This window comes from Aliarcobacter trophiarum LMG 25534, from assembly GCF_003355515.1.
GTDB lineage: Bacteria > Campylobacterota > Campylobacteria > Campylobacterales > Arcobacteraceae > Aliarcobacter > Aliarcobacter trophiarum.
Genome location: NZ_CP031367.1, coordinates 1,575,647 through 1,594,949 on the forward strand (window position 1 = coordinate 1,575,647; position 19,303 = coordinate 1,594,949).

The following is a 19,303-nucleotide window of genomic DNA, read 5'->3' on the forward strand; positions in this document are numbered from 1 at the left end:
TCTACCTTTTTTTCTTTAGTTCATAAACATAAGAGAAAATCTCTGCAATTGCTTTATAAAACTCTTGAGGAACTTCTCTTTCCAACTCTATTTGCTCATACAAAGCACGAGCTAAAGTAGGATTTTCTATTATTGTTACACCATTTTCTTTTGCTACTTCTTTTATCTTCAAAGCTATAAAATCTATCCCTTTTGCTACAAGCAAAGGAGCTTGATTTTTTGAACTTTCATACTTTAAAGCAACAGCATAGTGTGTTGGATTTGTAATAACAACATCTGCTTCAGGAACACTTCCCATCATTCTTTTTTGTGCCATTTGCATCTGAATTCTTCGTATTCTTCCCTTAACTTGAGGATCTCCCTCCATGTTTTTATATTCATCTTTAATCTCTTGCTTACTCATCTTTAAAGATTTCATATAGTAGTGTTTAGAAAAATAGAAGTCTATTATAGCAAAAATAATAATAATAAACAAAATAGTAAATACAAACACTATAATCAAGTCAATCATAGCTTCTATAGTTGCATTTAGCTCTTTATTCATCATTATTAAAAAATCTTGATATGTCAATGAAAAAAGCAAAAACATAACCCAAACTATCACAGATAACTTTAATGTTAATTTAAGGGCTTCCAACAGTTTTTTTAAGCTAAAAATGTTTTTAAACCCTTTTATTGGGTCTAGTTTTTGTAAATCAAGTTTCAAAGGGGTTGCAATAAAACCAAACTGCATCCAATTAGAAGCAAGTGCCAATACAAATACTAATAGATAAATAGGAGATAAAGCTTTTATAAGTATTGTTGCAACTGCAATTGTAATTGTAAAATAGGTACTCTCTTCTAATTCTTGTCCAATAAATCCATAAATATATAGCATAAGCTTTTTTATCTCTAAAAATGAGAATCCAGATAAAAATATGAGATATACAGAACCAAAGGTTAAAATTGCTGCACCAGCTACTTCAACAGATTTACCTACATTTCCTTCTTTTCTAGCATCTTCTATCTTTTTGGATGTGGGTTCTTCAGTTTTTTCTTCATCATCAGCCATAAAAGTTCCTACTCAAATTTACTTATAAAATATTCAGTGAAAGCTTCAAAAAATATCTCTAAACCAAATATTAAAAATATAAAGATTAAAGCAAATTTTAACTGAAAAGTTATTATAAATGGTGAAAATGCTGGCATAGACTTTGTACCGTAACCATAATAAACATCTAGTATAAAACCAATAAAGAATAGAGGTAAAGCAAAAGTAAATGCAAAAGCAAACATTCTATTTATCTCATCAATGGCAAGTTTTATACCATTAATAGAAAATATATCAAAAGTTCCTAGATGTATCATAGAAAAGCTTTTTGCTAATAAAACTAAAGTCATCTCATACATCCCTGTTTGAAAAAATAGCATTAAAGATACCCAAAAAAGAAGCTTTGCTATTAACCCTTCTTGTGAACCTGTTGTAGGATCAAACATCATGGCCATTGACAAAGCTGTTGAATATTCTACAAATTCACCTATAATTTTAACTGATGAAAATATGATATTTACTAGCATAGCAGCTACTAATCCCAAAGTCAATTCAGTTATTAAAGAGACTATAAAAGAAGTTTCACTTATATACTTAACCTCTTCAATAAATGGAAAAATAAAAATTACTAAATAAAAAGCAAAAGCAACTCTAACACTAACACTAATAGCAGTATGTCCAAAAACTGGCATAAATGCGACAAAAGCTACAACTCTTGCGAAGAGAAGTAGAAACATATATACTACATCTTCATTTAAAAGTGAAAAAAACGCTTCCATTACATATAGTCGTTTTTCTCATCATAATCTTTATTCTCTTTTTTAACCCTTAGTATCTCTTGAGTATTTGAATCTCTTTTATCTCTTTTATCTCTTTGACTTTGATTATTTGAAGAGTTTCCTTGACCTTGACTATCTTCTCCTCTTGAAAAATCAAGATTAAAATTACTCCCATCATTAAAAGTTTTAATTAAAGAGTTTCTTAACATATTTTGATTTTCCATTAAAAGCTCCAAAGTTGCCAAACTTGAAACACTCATATTAATAGTAAGTCCACTTGCTCTATCTTGCTTCATTAAAATAGAAATTGTTCCCATATTTTCAGGATTTATATTCATTCTAAAAACAGTAACAGGTGGTTTGTAGTTTTCATACATCTGTCTTGCAACATCTGACATCATACTAGCTAAATGCTGTTTTGCACCCACAATCCTTGATTGAATAGAGTTTACAAAATTTGGTTCAATATTTAAAATTTTATCATCTACAATTTTTATTGTATCTTCAAAAAGAGCTTTTGAAGCCTCTATTGAGTTTGTTATCAGATTTCTAACATCTACACTTCTAATATCTTTTTCATTTAAAATATTATTTAAAATATTTCTTCTATCTATTTGCTCTTTTTCATCCTTACTTAAATCTTGTAAATTAGTCTGTGAGATATCTTGTTCCAGCTCTAAATTAGTTGCTTCTAGGTCTAAAATAGTTGCACTTTTTTCAATAGCTTCAACACTTGAGCCATTTTTTAAAATATTTATTGCTTCGTTTTTGTTAAATAGTAGTTGATTATTTAAACTATTTTTTTGTTCAGCTAAAAATATATTTGAAGTTATCTCTTTACTATTTTTAGTTACTTGTTCAATATTTTGAGAGTTCCCTTTGATACTATCTTCTACTTTTTTTGTTACATCTTTTTGGCTATTTGCTTGAATTAATTGATCCATAAGAGATAGTTTTTGTTCTACTTTTGTACTATTTTCAATTTTCACAACTTCGTTTTTTAAACTTTTTTCTTCTATATTCTCATCTTCAATTATTAAAATATTTTCAGAACTTACTGCATCCTCTATAAGTACAGTGTCTTTTATTCCATTCTCTAAATCTTGAACTATTTTTGGAGTTAAAACCTCAACAACCTTTGTAGCTATATTCTCTATTTTAGTAGTATTTTTATCTCCATCTATAGAAACTATCTCTTTTTCTACAACTTCAACCAACATATCATTTTCTGAGATTACAACTTTACTTGTATCTACTTTTTCTTCTATATTATTCTCTTTTTTTATATCTTTTACAATCTCGTCTAAAGATTTTATAAAACTTTTCTCATCAGTTAAAATATCACTGTTTTCTACATTTTTTGATGGTTCAGTCAAACTCTGTTCACTTTGATTGACTTGTTCTAAATTATTATTTTTTACTTCCAAAATCAACCTATCCAAAAAAGAGTTTTTACTAGTAGAACTATTTTGAACATTTTTTATAGGCTCTTTTGTATCATTTTTTATATCTTTGATACTATCTTTTTTTTGCTCTTTTGTAATCTTTTCATTATCTATATTTTCATCTATATTCATATCTTCTAAAGTAGAAGTTTGCTTAATTAATGTTTCATCAAGTTCTAAAACTTCATCTTCTAAATTAGTACTTGTTAAGCTTGTGCTGCTGTTTTGAGATACTATTTCTATCTTTTTAGCTTGTATTGTACTACTTTCAATCTCTTCTATTGAAGTTTTTAAAAGAGAATCAAATAAAGATGGCTTGTCTTTTGGTAAATCTTCACTCGTGCCTAAAACCGTTGTTTCACCTTTTAAACCACTTGTTTGTGTAAAAATATCAACCAAATTTGCCATTTTTTACCCTTTAGTTTCCAGCTAATATATCTAAAGTTTTTGTATCAATTCCTTTATGAGTATTAAAAGCTGTAACATTTGCTTCATAAGACCTCATAGCTTCTATTAAATCAACCATTTCAATAACAGGATTTATATCTGGATATGCTACATAACCTTTCTCATTCGCATCTGGATGTGTTGGGTCATACCTTAAAACTGGTTTTGCATCTGTATGAATAATCTTTTTTACTCCAACTGCTCTTAGAGCTAAATCAGACTGCGGTGAATTATTTACCTCTATATCATTTGAATTTGTTCTTCTAGTTTTATTTGCCAAAAGTACATCTTCAAATACAACTTGTTGCTTTTTATACGGCCCACCCTCTTGAGTATGAGTAGTTTTTGCATTTGCAATATTTGCACTTACTACATTTATTCTTGTTCTTTGTGCACTCATTCCTGAAGTTGATACATTATATCCATCAAAAAAACCCATAAACTGCTCCTTTTACTAGATTTGCATTCTCATTATTTCTCTATAAGCATTTATAGCTTTATTTTTTACTTCCAATCCTAATTTAAGACTTAGCTCAGCTTCTTCAATTTTTTGAACTGCTTCTTGAAGATTTGTAACTTTTCCTGTTGCTATATCTTTCATTGAATTATATCCCTCTATTTGTGTATCATTTACCTCATTTATAGCACCGTTTAACAACTCTTTAAAAGATTTATTTGCATATTGGCTCTCGCTTAAAGATTCAGTTTGCTTTGCATTTGCACTATCTATACCTTGTAATGGATTTAAATAGTTTATAGCTCCTATAATACTCATTTTATTCTCCTATTCTAACTTGCAACATCTTCATTTTTTGTCTCTTGGATTTGCTCTTGGTTTGTTTCATCATCATTATTTACTTGATTTTCACTCATATCTTTTGTAATTAGTTGATTTAATAATAGACTTATTTTATCTTCATTATATTTATTATCAAAAGCCGCTCTTTTTTCATCAAGGCTAAAGTTATTTACTATAAAAGAGAGCATTAAATTACTAAATCCTTTTAAAACAACTGTTACTAAAATAGCCCCAAAAAGCATTTGAAGTGGTGAGAATAGTTCTGTATTAAAAGTAAAAAATATTATTGTAGCAAAAAAACCAATTGCTATATATACTCTAAATATTCCACTATTAATTAGATTTTGAGAAAATCTTTCTACTACCACTTAGACTCCAATTTTAAATATTTTTTAAAACACTATCTACTATATTTTGTAGCTTATGAGCTGCTTCCTCTTGTCGAAACTCATTTACAAATATTTTTCTAGCTCTAGCTGCTCTCGTAATATTTTCGCTACTAGGCACACTTCCTATATATTTTATCACAAATTCGCTTTTTAATCTATTCTTTTTTGCCAAATTTACTAAAGAGTTTGAAATTGTCTCTCCAATAAGATCATTTTTTGTATGGTTAAAACAGAGCATTAAACTTTTTTTATCGATTGCTAACATTTTTATTAAAGAGTAAACATCAGTTAAAGCACTAGGATCTGTTGAAGTTATTGCCAAAATATTTGTTGAAACCTTTAAAAACTCTTTTACATAATCATTTAATCCAGCTCCTGTATCAACAATCAAAATGTCATAATAATTTAATTCCAAGATATCTTCTACTAATCTTGAAAAAATAAAACTATTACTATTCGATCCATATTGATAGCCACTTTTCCCAGCAATTAAAGATAGATTTTGATATTTTGTCTCTACAATAACCTCTTTTAGTTTTTTATGCCCATTTATATAATCAAAAAGTGTAACTACTGGTTTCACATCAAATAGGACTTGCATATTTGCTAAACCAATATCTGCATCTAAAACCAAAACTTTTAGACCTTTTTGAGATAAAATATATGCAAAATTTGCAGTAAATGTAGATTTTCCAACTCCACCTTTTCCTGATGTTATTGTCAAAAGTTTCGTTTTTGAGATAGTCAAATTATCATTTGCTTTGGAAGTAAGGTTAATTAATTTTTCGGCTTGTGAAAGTTTAACATCAAGCATTATATCTCCTTGCTACACTCATTATTCATAAAGCAATCTATTAAAAAAGAGGCATCTGCTGCTATTAAATCATCAGGTACATTTTGTCCAATAGAGAAATATGTAATAGATTTTTTTGTTTTATGTGAAAAAGATATAACATTTCCAAAACTTTTTGTCTCATCTAATTTTGTAAAAATAAGATTATCAATATCAAGTATTGAATAGTTTTTGTAAATCTCCATCAAATCACTATGCTTCACATTTGAAGGTAACACTAATGTCTTTTCAATAGGAAGCTCCTCTACATGTTTTCTATACTCATTTATAAGCTCTATTTTATCAATATCATATTGACTAGAACCTGCTGTATCTATAAAAATATAACTACAATTTTTAAGCCTTAAAAGTGCTTCTGTTAAATCTTCAGGTTTTTTAACTATCTCCAAAGGGAGCCTCATAATATTTGTATAAGCTTGAAGTTGTTCTATAGCTCCCACTCTAAAGGAATCTAAAGTAATTACTCCTACTTTATGATTTTGCTCCATTTTATAAGCAAATCTAGCAGCCAACTTAGAAATAGTTGTAGTTTTACCAACTCCTGTAGGCCCTACCATCATCATAATCTTTCTCTGCTCTTTTCTTAAAGGTTGCTCCATTTTAATAGGAATAACTCTTCTTAAGACTAATTTAAAAAAATCATTTACCTTTTTTTGATTTGATTTTAATGAAACAGGAAGCTCTTTTATTGTCTTTTTCATAATAGTATATGTCATTTCACTATCAAATTCATTTTTCTCAAAAATAGTATATATATCTATAAATTCTGGTGGAATTAACAAATCATATAGTTGGCTTTTTGGTTTCCAAAGAGTTTTTTGCACTTGTTCAAGAAGAGATTGCATCTTTAAAATCTCCTCTTTATAATCGTAAACTTGTGCTTTTATAGGCTCTGCTTTTATTTGTTCTACTTCAATTGTTGCTTTTGCAATTGCTGTTTTTGTAAGCTCTAAATTTTTTTGAACCTCTTCATCTTCAATGGCAACAACTATCTCATACATATCTTTATTGTAACCATTAGCATTCACAATTTTCTTTGTAGAGATAACAATTGCATCTTCTCCACACTCTATTTGTGCATTCCTTAAAGCTTCTGTTGGTGTTTCTCCTAAAAATGAGAGTCTATTCATCTTTCTCTCCCATCTTTATATATTTGTTCAATTGTTCCATCAAGATTTTTAAACCTTATAAACTCTTCATTTTCATATATAATCTTCCCTTTTTTTACAATTTCTAATCCACCAAAATTGAAAACTATCTCATTATTTTCAGTAGATTTTATATCTTTTTGGCACACTATACTATTTTTATTTATGTGGTGTGTTGTTACAAAATCACCATTTTGTAAATCTTCTAAAGAGATAGGAATACAAGTTCTAGGAACTGTCTCAAAGTCTTTTTCTATAAGTTTAGAAGCATCTATCTTCTCCTCATATTTTATAGCATCTTTTGTTACAAAAACAGAAATCGCAAATAGGTGTGAAGATAAAAATAGAGATAAAAAACTAAGCTTTAATATCAAAAATCTGTCCTCCAGATTGTTCACTTACCTCATCTAAAAGTTCTTTATACATCTGTTTTATAGGTAAAACTATATTTGCTAATTTTTTATTTAGTTCATATAAACTTCTTAAACCATCTTCTAGTTCATTTACTTTATCTCTATAAATATTTACATCAAAGTTATTTTGAATCAATGTGGCTAACTCTCTATTTAATTCAACTTTTTCTTTCATAATATCATTTATAATTGAATTCTTTTTATCATTTCTTGCAAAAAGCTCTTCATGTTTTGAAGTTTTGATATCTTCTATATCCTGATTTATCGCATTTTTCAACTCTAAGATTAATTGTTGCATATTATCCACTATTTTATCAACCATATCTTAACCTTACTCTTTTTTATTATTTTGTGATAAAAAATTATATAACATATCACTGATTCCAAAGCTACCACTAGAGCTATCCGCAACTGATTGTAAATACATACCTTTTATAATATCACTACCAGCTTCTTCTCCTGCTACACTAGTTGTTTTTAGAGAAGTTTCTAAAATTTGGTTAAGAAAAAAGGCTTCAAAACTATTGCTTACTTCTCTTAACTCTTTATCTTCTACTTTTTCAAGATTACTACTATTTAGATTTTCAAATTTATTTGTTTGTAGAATATCTTTATTATATAAATTGTTACTACTTATTTCCATTTTATAATCCTATTTTATCTAATTTTAAATCTTCATTTATAATTTTTTTAATCTTTAAACCAAATTTTCCCTCTACAATTACAGCTTCACCCTCTCCTATCTTTACGCCATTTATCAAAATTTCAAGTGGTTCATTTACCATCTGCTCAAGCTCAATAATCTCTCCCACATCCCATCTTAATATATCTTTTAGAAGTACTATTTTTGTTCCTAATCTTACACTTAGTTTTAATCGTACATTATATAGAAGTTCAAGATTTTTTGAAGGATTCGCAACTCCAACCATAGCTGTAGAGGCTGGTGCAACTGGAGTTGGTACCGCTGGTTTACTAATAGCTGGTGAAGTTACTACCGTGTCATTTTTCGTTCCTGTTATAGTAGAAAAAAATAGAGCAAACCCTTTATCAAAATAGATCAAAATAGGAGTTTCCTCTTCATCTAAAAAAGTACTAAAAAGATAAATCTCTTTTTCATCTAATATATTTTTATCTACTTTTTTAGTACCTTTAACTTCTGATTTCATACCTATAACATCTGGCATACCTTGGGCATTTGAAGCAGTACAAAAACTTCCACAAATATTTGAAACTATCTCATTTACAGCATCTATTGTCTCATCATCAATATCATTTTTTAAATCGCCCATTCCTCCTAGCATTAAATACTCAAACTTTGTAGCACTAACACTAGGGATATAAAAAGTTATACCAGAACTCAAACCTTTTATATCAAACTTTACATCTGCTTCTATAAAACTTGAAGCTTCAAAGCCATCTTCTAATTTTTTTGTTTCAGATATTTTTGCCTTTTTACCCAGTAGTTGTTCTAGTGTATTTGACAATTCATTTTTAAATACTTGTGATAAATCAGATGCCAAAATTATACCTTTTATTGATTTTCAAACGTTTTTTCTAGCTCTTCAAGTAAAAAAGCTTTTATTTTCATCATATCTTCTGTTGGATATTTTCTCTCAATATCTCCTCTAGTTACCTTCACAAAAAAATCTCTAGAGTTTTTATTGTAGCCAAATTGAATATTATCTAACATAACCTCATTTAGCTCTTTTGTATCTTTTGAAATATTTTTTTTATACTCTTCATCATCTATTACTTTTATTTTTTCATCTACATTGCTTATCTGTTTTGTTTTAATTTCGTAGTTCTCTTTTGCATTATCAATTTGAGATACCCTTCCAATTTCCATAATAGACCCCTTTGCAAGAATTTTAAAACATTATAACAAAAAAAAATTAAATAGTATTATAAAGAGAGCATAAACTCTTCAAATCCAACAATTCTAAAATCTATATATGGATTATTATACTTATTTACTAAAAACTGTTTCGCACTTGAAATGTTCATATTTTGTAAAAGCTGAATTGCTGTTAAAAAATCTGTATCTTTATCCTTATAAAATGCTTTGATTAAAGATATTTGGATAGAAGCCTCTTCTAATCTTAATGACTCTAAAAATGCTGCTGTTGATAAGTACATTGTAAATCTATTTTCGTAGTCAAATTCATCTTTTAATCTTTTTAAAGTATCAATAGTATCAAATGGTTTATTTATATACAAATTACTATATGCCTTTGTTACTAAATAGCTAGGATTTTTATTTCCATCTATGTTAAAATCAACTCTTGTAAAAACTCCAAATGCCTTTAAAATATCAATATAATATCTTGAAGTAATAAGAGAACTATCTAGAAAATTATTGTTATATTTCAAAGTTATAGCATCTTGTACTCTCGCTGCATATCTATATTCGTCCTCATTTTTATCTTTTTGTACTAATTTTAAAAGATAAATAAATGGGTCTTTTTCATACTCTTCTAATAATTTATGCTTACTAATATCTTCATTGTTATTCATTTTAGTTAAAAAATCTATAGCTTTATAAAAAACTGTCTTTTCATAAGATTGTGCTTGTTCTACTACATTGTAACTACTATTTACAAAAAGTTTATATAGCTCTTTTGCAAAATAACTATATAAACCTCCATTACCCTTTATATTTTTCTCCAAAATAGATCTTTGTTTTTCTGGAATATTTGCAAATGTTTTATTTGCAGTAATTAGATACATAACTGAATATAGTTTATTTCCTGGACTTAATTTATATGATTTTTCAAAATATTTAAGTGCATTTGTGAAATCATTTATTTGAGCATAAGATAGTGCTAAGTTATAGTAAATATATGCTTTGGAATCTGTTTTTATAATATTTTTTAACTCATTTACCCTTTTTATTGGGTCTTGTTTTACCAAATGAATAAATTTCGAGTTATATTCGACCATATTTTCAAGATTTTCTACACTCTGTACTTTTCCATATATAAAACCTTTTACAGAGTCATAAATTATCTCTTTTGAATCAGAAAAAATAAAAGGAGCAAAGTAGTATATAAAATCATACATTCTCTCTTCATCAAATTTCATAACTTGTTTATAATAATCTTTATATGTATATAAATTTCTATTAAAAAATATCTCTATTGGCATTTTAGTATTTACATTAAAATCTTTTTTTCTATCATTTATTAAATCTAATATCTCTCTGGCATCCTCAAAATTGTTTTGTTTTAAACTAGAATATGCTGAAATCCACAATATCTTATTTAATGTATCACTGTTTTTCTCTTCTTCCCTTAACTTTTTTAAAATTGTTGAAGCTTTTTGGAAGTTATTTAGTTTTACCAAAATCATAGCTTTTTTCAAATCCAATGAGTAACTCATTGCATTTAGAGCTCCTAGTGCATTTTCATAATCTTCTATAAGCAAATATCTGTTTGCTAGCTCTTTCAAAATAGCATCTTTTATATCTGTTATTAGTTCATTATATTCACCTAATTTTTTACTATTTTGGAAAATTGTTACTAAATCTAACATATATTTATCATCTTTAGTTATTTCAAAAAGGTAGTAGCAAGAGGATATAAAAGAGTATGGTTGGTTTAGAAGATTTGTCTTTTTTGAGTATATTTTCAAAAAAAGCTCTTTTGCTTTTTCTTCCTCTTTTTGCTTATAATGAATTATTCCTATATTCAACAGTGATGGTGCTTCAAAAACTTTTGAAGTCTTTTCAAAAAGCCTTAAAGCCTCTTTATATTCACCTTTTCTAAAATGCAAAACTGCTTTATTAAAATCAACTTGTATCTCCAAATTTTCACTTGAAGCTCCTAGCTTTTCTAGTTCAAAGATTACTTGTGGTTGTGATTCTATAATATTTGCATATAAAATAGTGTTTAGCATAAAAAAAATAGCTATTTTATATACAAAATTTTTCAAATATTATCCTAAATAATAGCATTTACTTGAGCAAATAGCTCTTCATTTCTTCTTTGTAAATCATTGATTTTATTTTTTAAAGTAATGTTTTCAAGTCTTAAAGATTGTAAATCATCCCTTGCTACTTGAAGATTTTCTTGATTATTTTTAAGACTACTAGTACCTATTTTAACCTGTTTTTCATATCTTTGTATCAAAGCTTCAAGCTTTGTAACCTCTTCATCAATGATCTCTTTTTCCTCTTTTATCTTTTTGTACATTGATTTGTAGGCATTTGTACTTGAGATAAAGTATAGCAAAATGATAGCTAAAACTGTTGATATTAAAAAATCCAATTTTCTTCCTATAATTTAATATATTTTAATAGAGCAAGAAAAAATCTCGCTCTACTTATAATATTATCTTTTTAAGTTAATAAGTGTACTTAAAAGTTCATCTGATGTTGTGATAGATTTTGCATTCGCTTCAAAGGCTCTTTGAAATACCATTAAGTTTACTAAGCTTTCACTTAAATCTGCTTTACTAAGCTCTAGTGCTTGTCCTTTTACACCTGAAGTGTTATTGTTGTTTGTACTATATATTGCATTTCCTGACTCTTGAGTTCTTTGGAAGTTATTATTTCCAACTGCTTCAAGTCCTCTATTATTTGTAAATCTTGCAATTGATACTTGTCCAACAGCATATTCAACTCCACCCTCTTTTATTGTCACAAGTCCAGTGTCATCTATTTTAAATTGACCAAATTTGCTATCAGAGATATTTAAAACATCTAGTCTTAATTGTAAACTTGCTTGTGTTGAAGTTTGGTCAACTCTAGTTGTTATCTCCATAAACTCTCCACCAGCACCTCTTCTTCCAGAGTAATCACCATTTACCTCAATAAATCCATCTTGCAAATCCCAAACTGGAACAGAAAGATCTGTAAAGCTAATAGTTGGTTTAGTAGCTCCAAATCCAGTAAATCCAGTTGCACCTGCTTTTTCTCTTACAACAATATTACCAGCATTTTCAACAATCTCGTATCTATCTCTTAAATTAGGGTTTTTATCAAGTTCAGCTTGAAGTTTAGCTGCTGCTCCTGCTGCTGTTTCTTGTTCTGCTGTTTGTATAGTAAGATTTGTCCCTAAAATATTTAAAGATAAATTAGATTTTGATCTATTTAGAAAATCTACTACAAATTCTTGTTCTTCTGCACCACCTGCTACATAAGCTGTTGTTGGATTATAAGCTCCACCCGTAGCACCTGTTATACCTAATGTAGTTGCTGTATTATTTTTATCTACAACTTTTATTTGTGAAATATTAATACTATCTCCACCATTAGCAGTTACATTTATTAAATCTTTCAATGTTGTATCATTTGAAATTTGACTTAATAGTTGATTTCTAATATCAGATGTTGTTCCTGTAAATGTAGGAGGTGTTGTATAGCTAACAGTTACTCCAGCTATTGTTAATCCATATGTTGTACTAGGTGTTGCACTTGTTACTTGAAATGTCCCTTTTTCCAGAGCAGTATTTGTTCCTGGACTGTTTGTTGGTGTTGATGTAGGTGGTGTGGGAGGAGTAGTTAATCTTAAATTTCCTTCTATTCTCTCTTTATTTGCAGATGTTACTGTAAAAATTCCACTACTCATAGGGCTAATACTCAACTCTTTTCCTGGGTTTGCTGCATTATATGTAGCAATATTTGTTGCAATTGCATTATAAATTGCATTTTGATCTATTGGAGTTGCTGTTGGAAAAACTGTTGAAATTGTTTGATTTCCTACAGTTATATCATAAGTATATCCTGCTTGATTTACCAAAGCATTTAAATCAACCGTTGGATCTGTCTCTAATTTTGCATCAAATTCTACATCATAGTTAGAATCATTTGTCTCAATAACCAAATTACCATTTATATTTTTTGCTACTATATAATCTCCTAATTGTGGTCCAGAAGCTGTTCTTAGACTATTTATCGCGTCTACTATACTATCGATATCACCTGATTGTACATTACCAATAGTAATAGGAACTGCTTTTGGAGGAACTGCACCATCATTTGGTACTGGAATTGTATACCCCAAATCTTTATCAAAAACATTTATACTAAAAGTAAATGTTTTATTATCAGCTGCTCCATATAAATCTTGAGTTGTATAAACACTTCTTTGGTTCCCAGTTACTAGTCTTGATAGAGCATCTCTTGCATCTTCAAGTGCTTGTTTTCCACTTCCCTCAACTGCTACAGAAGTCGTTTGAAATGTACCTTTTACAGAAAAATTAGTATTTTCACCAGAGTATTCAGCTACTTGAGTTACTTTAAATTCTTGACCTGGAACTAAAGATTTTACTTGAATAACTCCTCTTAACATATCTGCTAAATTAGTACTCTCTTCATACATTCCATCTGGATTTAAAACATCACTTGTAGGATTTGTTCTATCTTTTGCCATATAAGCTACAATACCAACTTCTTTATTTGATATTTGGTCAGCCATTGCTTTATATGTATTTATTTTTCCTGCTAATTTATCATACTTTGCTATTTGCATATCTTTTGCTGATCTATCTGCTTCAGTTACTGTTGGCATAAGTTCAATTTGAGCAGGATCCATTAAATCATATAAAGCTCTCTCATTTAAAGGACTAGTAGGTAAAGAATTCCACAGTTTTTCTCTAAAATCTGGAGTTGTTTTTGTAACTACAAACTTTTGAGTATAGCTATTCCCATTTATAACAGCTTCTATCATATCTCCTTCTTTTCCTATAATTGAAGTAGGTGGAACTCCTGTTTTAAAATTTAATTGAGAAATTTGTGCTGTTGAACCTTTTGAGGGAAGAGTTGGATCATCTTTGTATTTTTTTAGCCATTCATTATAATTTAATGTTGCTAAATCAATATCTTTTAGTTTTGCAGCCTTTGTTTTTCCACCAGCTCCGCTAAATACAGATGTAGGATCTGATTTTGCAGTCTCATCAAAATTTGTAGCCTTTGCTGCAATAGTTTCAATAAAATCAGCATGTCTAATAATACTATTTCCCATATTTTTTACATAATCATCTGTAAATCTTGTAGCATTCTGATTTGTACTTTTTACATCATTTTTTTGATCAATTGAACTCATCGCCCAACCTTGTACCTCATATCCATCTGGGTTTTGTAAAGTTCCACTTTGACCCATACGGAAATTCCCAGCTCTTGTATAAAAAGTCTCTGCTGTTCCTAGTGTATTTTTATTTATTACAGTGAAAAATCCATCACCTTGTAAAGCTACATCATACTCAACTCCAGTGATTTTTGAACCACCTGTTACAAAGATTTTTTCTGCATCTTGCACAAAAGATCCTTTACCAATTTGTCCTTGGTAAATTTGATCTGCAAATGAGATTCTTCCTGCTTTGTATCCAACAGTATTTACATTGGCAATATTATTTGACTCATTATCCAATGCTGTTTGATGTGCTGCTAATCCTGATATTCCAGTCCATAATGCACCTATCATGACTAATCCTTTTTGTTAAGGTAAATGAACATAAATGTTCATACTTTTATATAAACTTTATACAAAAGTATAAACACTAAGTTTATACTAAAGAGTTTATCTCTTCATCTCTATTGCTGTTTGCAAAAACTCATCTGAAGTGGTAATAGATTTTGAACTAGCCTCAAAAGCTTTTTGATAAACCATAAGTTGAGTTAAAGTTGTACCATAATCTACATTTGCACGCTCTAGCGAGCCACCTATAATTTTATTCATAGTATCAGCATTAAAAGGCTCTCCACTATATTTTGATTTTTGATATAAATTCCCACCCATAGGCTCTAAACCTTGCTCATTCCTAAATCCAGCAGTACTAAGTCTTCCAACCAAAAAACTATGACCTTCGCTTTTTACAAATACAAAACCATCATTAGATATACTAACTTCAGCTGTACTTTTATCAGAAATTCCCAATGCATCAAGTCTTACATTTATATCATTTTCTCCAATCACTCCTAAATTCCCATACTCTAAAACATTTGTTATTTGTAAAAATTTAGCATCTGCTCTTTCAACTGCATTTTTTAAAGCATCTCTTGCACTATCAATCATAGCAAGACCAGAACCTTTAACTGCATCTTGTAAATTTGTAGAGTTAAAATTCGTATCATTTAATTTTATATCACTTAATTTAAAGCTACTTCCTGCAAATAAAGTATCAATTACAAGAGTACCATCTTTTACACTTGCACTCATCCCCTCTTTTGAAGATATTTTATCAGATAAGTCTTTCATAGCATTTATCATACTATTTGAGTTTATATAATTATTTATTTGATTATCTCTTAAAGCTTGAGCTTCAGCTTTATCTAAAATCTCTTGAGGAGTATTTATAGGCATATTATCAATATCGGCTTGGCTTTTTATAGAATTAGGATCTACTAAATTATACTTTGCCTTTCCATTTGCATCTAAAGAATCATATAGCTTTTGCATTTCCTCTTCGTTTATTGATGAATTTACATCAAATTTTACACTATATGTTTTATTATCTATTGTTATACTTAGAATATTATCCGTTGCTTGAAGAGAAGATAAATTTGAAGAGAAATCTATTTGTGACTTTTGGCTAACAGACGGTATATTTGCACCATTTTGATCCATCAAAAACTTATTTAACTTCTCTATATAGTCATTTTGCAATGCCTCTATATCATTTATCTTACTTTGAGATGTTTTATATCCATCGCCTTTTCGCAAAAAATCATCATCTTTTGAAGATTTAATGTAATCTGTAGTTTTAGCATTTATATTATAAATTGTACCATTTGAATTATTTATATTACTAGATATCATACTCTTTGTATACTCATCTGTAAACATCATATCAGCTGGATTTGTAGAAGTTGTAAGTTTACTTTGAGGAACCAAACCTTGTATTTTATAATCATCTTGAGTTACTAAAAAGCCATCTTTTGCTTGAACCAAATTTCCAGCTCTTGTATAGTATATAGAGTCATCTTGCCTATTTTTTACTATAAAAAAACCTTTTCCTTCCATAGCAACATCAATTCCAACTCCCGTTCCTACAATTTGTCCTTGTGTAAATGTTTTTGATATGGTGTGAGTTTGAACACCTTTTCCAAATCCAGCTTGAGTATATAAAACATCTGAAAAGCTTATCTGATCTTTTTTATGTCCAACAGTACTAGAGTTTGATAAATTATTTGATTCAACATTTATTCCTTTCTCTTGTTGCCAAATTCCAGCAACACCATTCCAGATAGCTCCAATCATTTCATACTCCTCTTAGAAGATTCTTGTTATTGATGAAAATGGAATAGTATGTGTATCATCAGAAACAACAACTGTATTTTGTCCACTTGCAACATATTTATGATCTGTTACTTCATTTCCATCGGCATCTTTAATTATAAGTTTTCCATCTTTAATAGCTGGTTTTCCTAAACCTTCTAAAACTATAGTTTGTCCTGTTTTTTCACCATTTTCATCATAAAGATTCCCAGCTTCATCATAGTTTGCACCCTTTATATCATCGCCATCTTTAAATGCAATTCCATTATGCATATATAACCACTCTCTTGCAACAACCATAACTTCACCATCTATAACTTCAATTGACTCAACAGTAAATGCTTTTAATGCACCTTCAGCATTTGTACTCCCATTTTCAATATTTTTACCCATTACTCCTGTTGCAGTAGATAATGCATTTTGTGAAAAGGCTGTTTGGATATTTTGTAAAGCTTTAATCATCTCCATATTTGCATTTAATGTACTCATTTGCATTTGAGTTGATAACATTTTTGCTGAATCCATTGGTTTTGTTGGATCTTGAAGCTTTAACTCTTCAATCATTAACTTTAAAAAATCATTTGTTGTCAAAGAGTCATTAGTTATACTTTCAGTATATTTATTTCCATAACCATCAGTACCTGTTATACCATTAAGACTATTTACATCTGCCATTTTAAACTCCTTAGTTTAAGATTAAATCATATGCTCTTCAAAGAAATATTGAACAACATTATCTGAATCCATAGCATCTTGAACTCTAACTGCTAATTTTTCATCCATAACAATTATATCACCTGTTCCAATTATTCTTGAGTTTACATATATCTCACCACCACTTCCTGCTGGTTTATGTAAAGATATTATATCGCCTTCTGTTAGTTTTAGAAACTCACCAATAGATATATTTGTACTGCCAAGCATAACATCAACAACAATCTCTGTATCTACTAATAAATCGTAAATTCTTTCACTTATTTCCATTTTTAATACTTTTTAGTGTTATCTTATGATTGTATCATAATTTCGATTTCATATAACTAAATCTAAAGATTCAAGCATTGAAGACACTTTTGCCTCAATACTTCCATCAAAATTTCCCAAATCACTAGCAATTACAACCCCACCAACTACCACATTTGCATCTTCATATAAATCTATAAATGGCTCTAGCTCCAACTCTTTTTTTAAAATATAGTAATCTTTTGGATTTAAATGAATTTTTACTTTAGAAGCATTTTTTAACTTTAAAAGTAGCTGACTTATCGTCTGTTTAGCTATTTTAGAAGAGTTTTCTCCAACTTCAATATTTATAATTTTTTGAGCTATTGCAATAGATGTTTTTAATAGTTTATTTTCAAGTTGAAAAGAAGCTTGTTCAAAAAATGTTGCATACTGTTTTAAATCTTTTATAGCTTTTACCACTTGAGCATCTAAATCTTTTCCCTTTGTAATAGCATCTTGTTCAATAGATGTAACCTTTAAAGATACCTCTTCAATTTTTTTTGTTAATTTCTCAAATTCACTAAAGATTGGCTCAATCTTCTCTAAAACTGTCGTGTTATCTACTATATTTTGTATAGGAACTATTTGTGAAATCTTATTTTCATCTTCTCCATTTTTTTGTTCATCTAGAAGTTTTGTCTCAGTAAAATGTTCAGGCTCTAGTTCTTTTTTTTTCGATTTTCCAAAGCTTGACAACTCAAACTTTTGAACACTTTTATCATCTTTTATAACTTTTGCACTTGAGTAAACATTTTCAGCCATTATGTATTCTCTCTTTCAATAATACCATCATCCATCATCTTTTGAGCAATTGCCAACATTCTTCTTTGGGCAGCTTCAATATCTTTGATTTTAACTTTTGTAAGCATTTCACTCTCTTCATAAAATCTATCTTTAACTCTTTGTGACATTGCTCCTGTTACTTTCTCTATCTGTTCTTCAGTTGCATTTTTCATAGCAACTACAACATCAGCAGACTCTACACCTTGAATAATCTTCATAATATATTCACTATCAAGGTTAAGTAAATCTTCAAATACAAACATATTATCTTTTATTCTTGTTGCAAGTGAAGTATCAATACCATTTATGTTTTTTAGAATATCAACAGCCTTTGGTCCCATCTTATTTAACATATCAGCAACAACTTTAACTCCACCAACATCTACAATAGAAGATAGTAATGACTCTAGTTTTCTTTCTAAAACAGCTGAAATAGTTCTTACAACATCTGGTGAAACATCTTTTATGGTTGCTATTTGAATACTTACTTTTACACGAATTTCTTCATCAAGTTCCATTAATACATCTGCTGATTTAGATGGATCCATATGTGCCAAAATAACTGCTATTGTATGTGGGGATTCATCTTTAATAAAATCACTTAACTGTTTTGGATTAACTCCATCAAGATAAGAGAAAGCTTGGTTTGCTAATTTCATTCTTGAAAGTTTTTCTAAAACTTCATCAGCAGCTTCTTGACCAATAGATTTATATAAAATCTCTTTTGCAAAGTCATATCCACCAGAACTAATAAACCCTTTAGTTCTAGTATATAGATGAAACTCCTCTAAAATAGCCAAAGATACCTCTTTGTTTATAGATTGAATTTGAGTAATAGCAGTTGATATTTGTTCAACATATTGTTTATCTAAGAATTGAAATATTTTAACAGTTGAATCTTCTCCTATTAGGACAAAAAATCTTGCGATTTTTTCTATCATTGACATTCCTTTTAAAATATCAATATCACTGTAAACATCTACTGCCATTTATTTTT

General features: G+C 28.8%; 21 protein-coding genes. All 21 read right to left on the reverse strand.

The window, feature by feature from the left end:
• Position 1 precedes the first annotated feature (1 nt).
• The 21 genes from flhB to fliG all read right to left on the reverse strand — a co-directional run bounded on the left by flhB (position 2) and on the right by fliG (position 19,295).
• On the reverse strand, positions 2-1,051 hold the full coding sequence (flhB, locus tag ATR_RS08110) for a flagellar biosynthesis protein FlhB (RefSeq protein ID WP_115428935.1): 1,050 nt from the start codon (positions 1,049-1,051) through the stop codon (positions 2-4).
• A gap of 8 nt (positions 1,052-1,059) precedes the next feature.
• Entirely contained in the window at positions 1,060-1,809 is a 750-nt protein-coding gene (locus ATR_RS08115; RefSeq protein ID WP_115428936.1) for a flagellar biosynthetic protein FliR, read from the reverse strand.
• Positions 1,809-3,662 (reverse strand): flagellar hook-length control protein FliK, encoded by a 1,854-nt coding sequence (locus tag ATR_RS08120; RefSeq protein WP_115428937.1) that lies wholly within the window; start codon positions 3,660-3,662, stop codon positions 1,809-1,811. The genes ATR_RS08115 and ATR_RS08120 overlap by 1 nt, the downstream gene beginning before the upstream one ends.
• A gap of 10 nt (positions 3,663-3,672) precedes the next feature.
• A complete protein-coding gene (gene flgC, locus ATR_RS08125; RefSeq protein WP_115428938.1) occupies positions 3,673-4,140 on the reverse strand; it encodes a flagellar basal body rod protein FlgC in 468 nt (155 codons plus the stop codon).
• A gap of 15 nt (positions 4,141-4,155) precedes the next feature.
• Positions 4,156-4,476: a flagellar hook-basal body complex protein FliE gene (gene fliE, locus ATR_RS08130; protein ID WP_115428939.1), complete on the reverse strand. Its 321-nt coding sequence runs from the start codon at positions 4,474-4,476 to the stop codon at positions 4,156-4,158.
• A 14-nt stretch (positions 4,477-4,490) separates the two neighbouring features.
• Complete coding sequence (locus ATR_RS08135; protein WP_179948453.1) at positions 4,491-4,868, reverse strand: hypothetical protein; 378 nt, start codon at positions 4,866-4,868, stop codon at positions 4,491-4,493.
• A gap of 13 nt (positions 4,869-4,881) precedes the next feature.
• Positions 4,882-5,703, reverse strand: a complete 822-nt coding sequence (locus tag ATR_RS08140) for a P-loop NTPase (RefSeq protein WP_115428940.1) — start codon at positions 5,701-5,703, stop codon at positions 4,882-4,884.
• The gene (flhF, locus tag ATR_RS08145; RefSeq protein WP_115428941.1) at positions 5,703-6,872 is read right to left on the reverse strand and encodes a flagellar biosynthesis protein FlhF; all 1,170 of its coding nucleotides are present in this window, start codon (positions 6,870-6,872) and stop codon (positions 5,703-5,705) included. The genes ATR_RS08140 and flhF overlap by 1 nt, the downstream gene beginning before the upstream one ends.
• Entirely contained in the window at positions 6,869-7,264 is a 396-nt protein-coding gene (locus ATR_RS08150; protein WP_115428942.1) for a hypothetical protein, read from the reverse strand. The genes flhF and ATR_RS08150 overlap by 4 nt, the downstream gene beginning before the upstream one ends.
• Positions 7,248-7,625, reverse strand: coding sequence for a hypothetical protein (locus ATR_RS08155; RefSeq protein WP_115428943.1), 378 nt, complete (start codon positions 7,623-7,625; stop codon positions 7,248-7,250). Before ATR_RS08155 ends, ATR_RS08150 begins: the two co-directional genes overlap by 17 nt.
• Before the next feature lie 9 nt (positions 7,626-7,634).
• On the reverse strand, positions 7,635-7,946 hold the full coding sequence (locus ATR_RS08160; RefSeq protein WP_115428944.1) for a rod-binding protein: 312 nt from the start codon (positions 7,944-7,946) through the stop codon (positions 7,635-7,637).
• Between the two features lies 1 nt (position 7,947).
• Positions 7,948-8,823: a FliM/FliN family flagellar motor switch protein gene (locus ATR_RS08165; RefSeq protein WP_115428945.1), complete on the reverse strand. Its 876-nt coding sequence runs from the start codon at positions 8,821-8,823 to the stop codon at positions 7,948-7,950.
• Positions 8,824-8,834: 11 nt separating this feature from the next.
• Positions 8,835-9,149: a flagellin gene (locus ATR_RS08170; protein ID WP_115428946.1), complete on the reverse strand. Its 315-nt coding sequence runs from the start codon at positions 9,147-9,149 to the stop codon at positions 8,835-8,837.
• 56 nt (positions 9,150-9,205) lie between these two features.
• Positions 9,206-11,233, reverse strand: coding sequence for a tetratricopeptide repeat protein (locus tag ATR_RS08175; RefSeq protein WP_228254221.1), 2,028 nt, complete (start codon positions 11,231-11,233; stop codon positions 9,206-9,208).
• An 8-nt stretch (positions 11,234-11,241) separates the two neighbouring features.
• Positions 11,242-11,568: a hypothetical protein gene (locus ATR_RS08180; protein ID WP_115428947.1), complete on the reverse strand. Its 327-nt coding sequence runs from the start codon at positions 11,566-11,568 to the stop codon at positions 11,242-11,244.
• Between the two features lie 63 nt (positions 11,569-11,631).
• A complete protein-coding gene (locus ATR_RS09885) occupies positions 11,632-14,724 on the reverse strand; it encodes a flagellar hook-basal body complex protein (protein WP_170126888.1) in 3,093 nt (1,030 codons plus the stop codon).
• Between the two features lie 96 nt (positions 14,725-14,820).
• A complete protein-coding gene (locus tag ATR_RS08195; RefSeq protein ID WP_115428948.1) occupies positions 14,821-16,500 on the reverse strand; it encodes a flagellar hook-basal body complex protein in 1,680 nt (559 codons plus the stop codon).
• Between the two features lie 12 nt (positions 16,501-16,512).
• Complete coding sequence (locus ATR_RS08200; protein WP_115428949.1) at positions 16,513-17,193, reverse strand: flagellar hook assembly protein FlgD; 681 nt, start codon at positions 17,191-17,193, stop codon at positions 16,513-16,515.
• A gap of 21 nt (positions 17,194-17,214) precedes the next feature.
• Positions 17,215-17,502 (reverse strand): FliM/FliN family flagellar motor switch protein, encoded by a 288-nt coding sequence (locus tag ATR_RS08205; RefSeq protein WP_115428950.1) that lies wholly within the window; start codon positions 17,500-17,502, stop codon positions 17,215-17,217.
• A 48-nt stretch (positions 17,503-17,550) separates the two neighbouring features.
• The gene (locus ATR_RS08210) at positions 17,551-18,285 is read right to left on the reverse strand and encodes a FliH/SctL family protein (protein WP_115428951.1); all 735 of its coding nucleotides are present in this window, start codon (positions 18,283-18,285) and stop codon (positions 17,551-17,553) included.
• Positions 18,285-19,295, reverse strand: a complete 1,011-nt coding sequence (fliG, locus tag ATR_RS08215) for a flagellar motor switch protein FliG (RefSeq protein WP_115428952.1) — start codon at positions 19,293-19,295, stop codon at positions 18,285-18,287. The genes ATR_RS08210 and fliG overlap by 1 nt, the downstream gene beginning before the upstream one ends.
• Positions 19,296-19,303 lie beyond the last annotated feature (8 nt).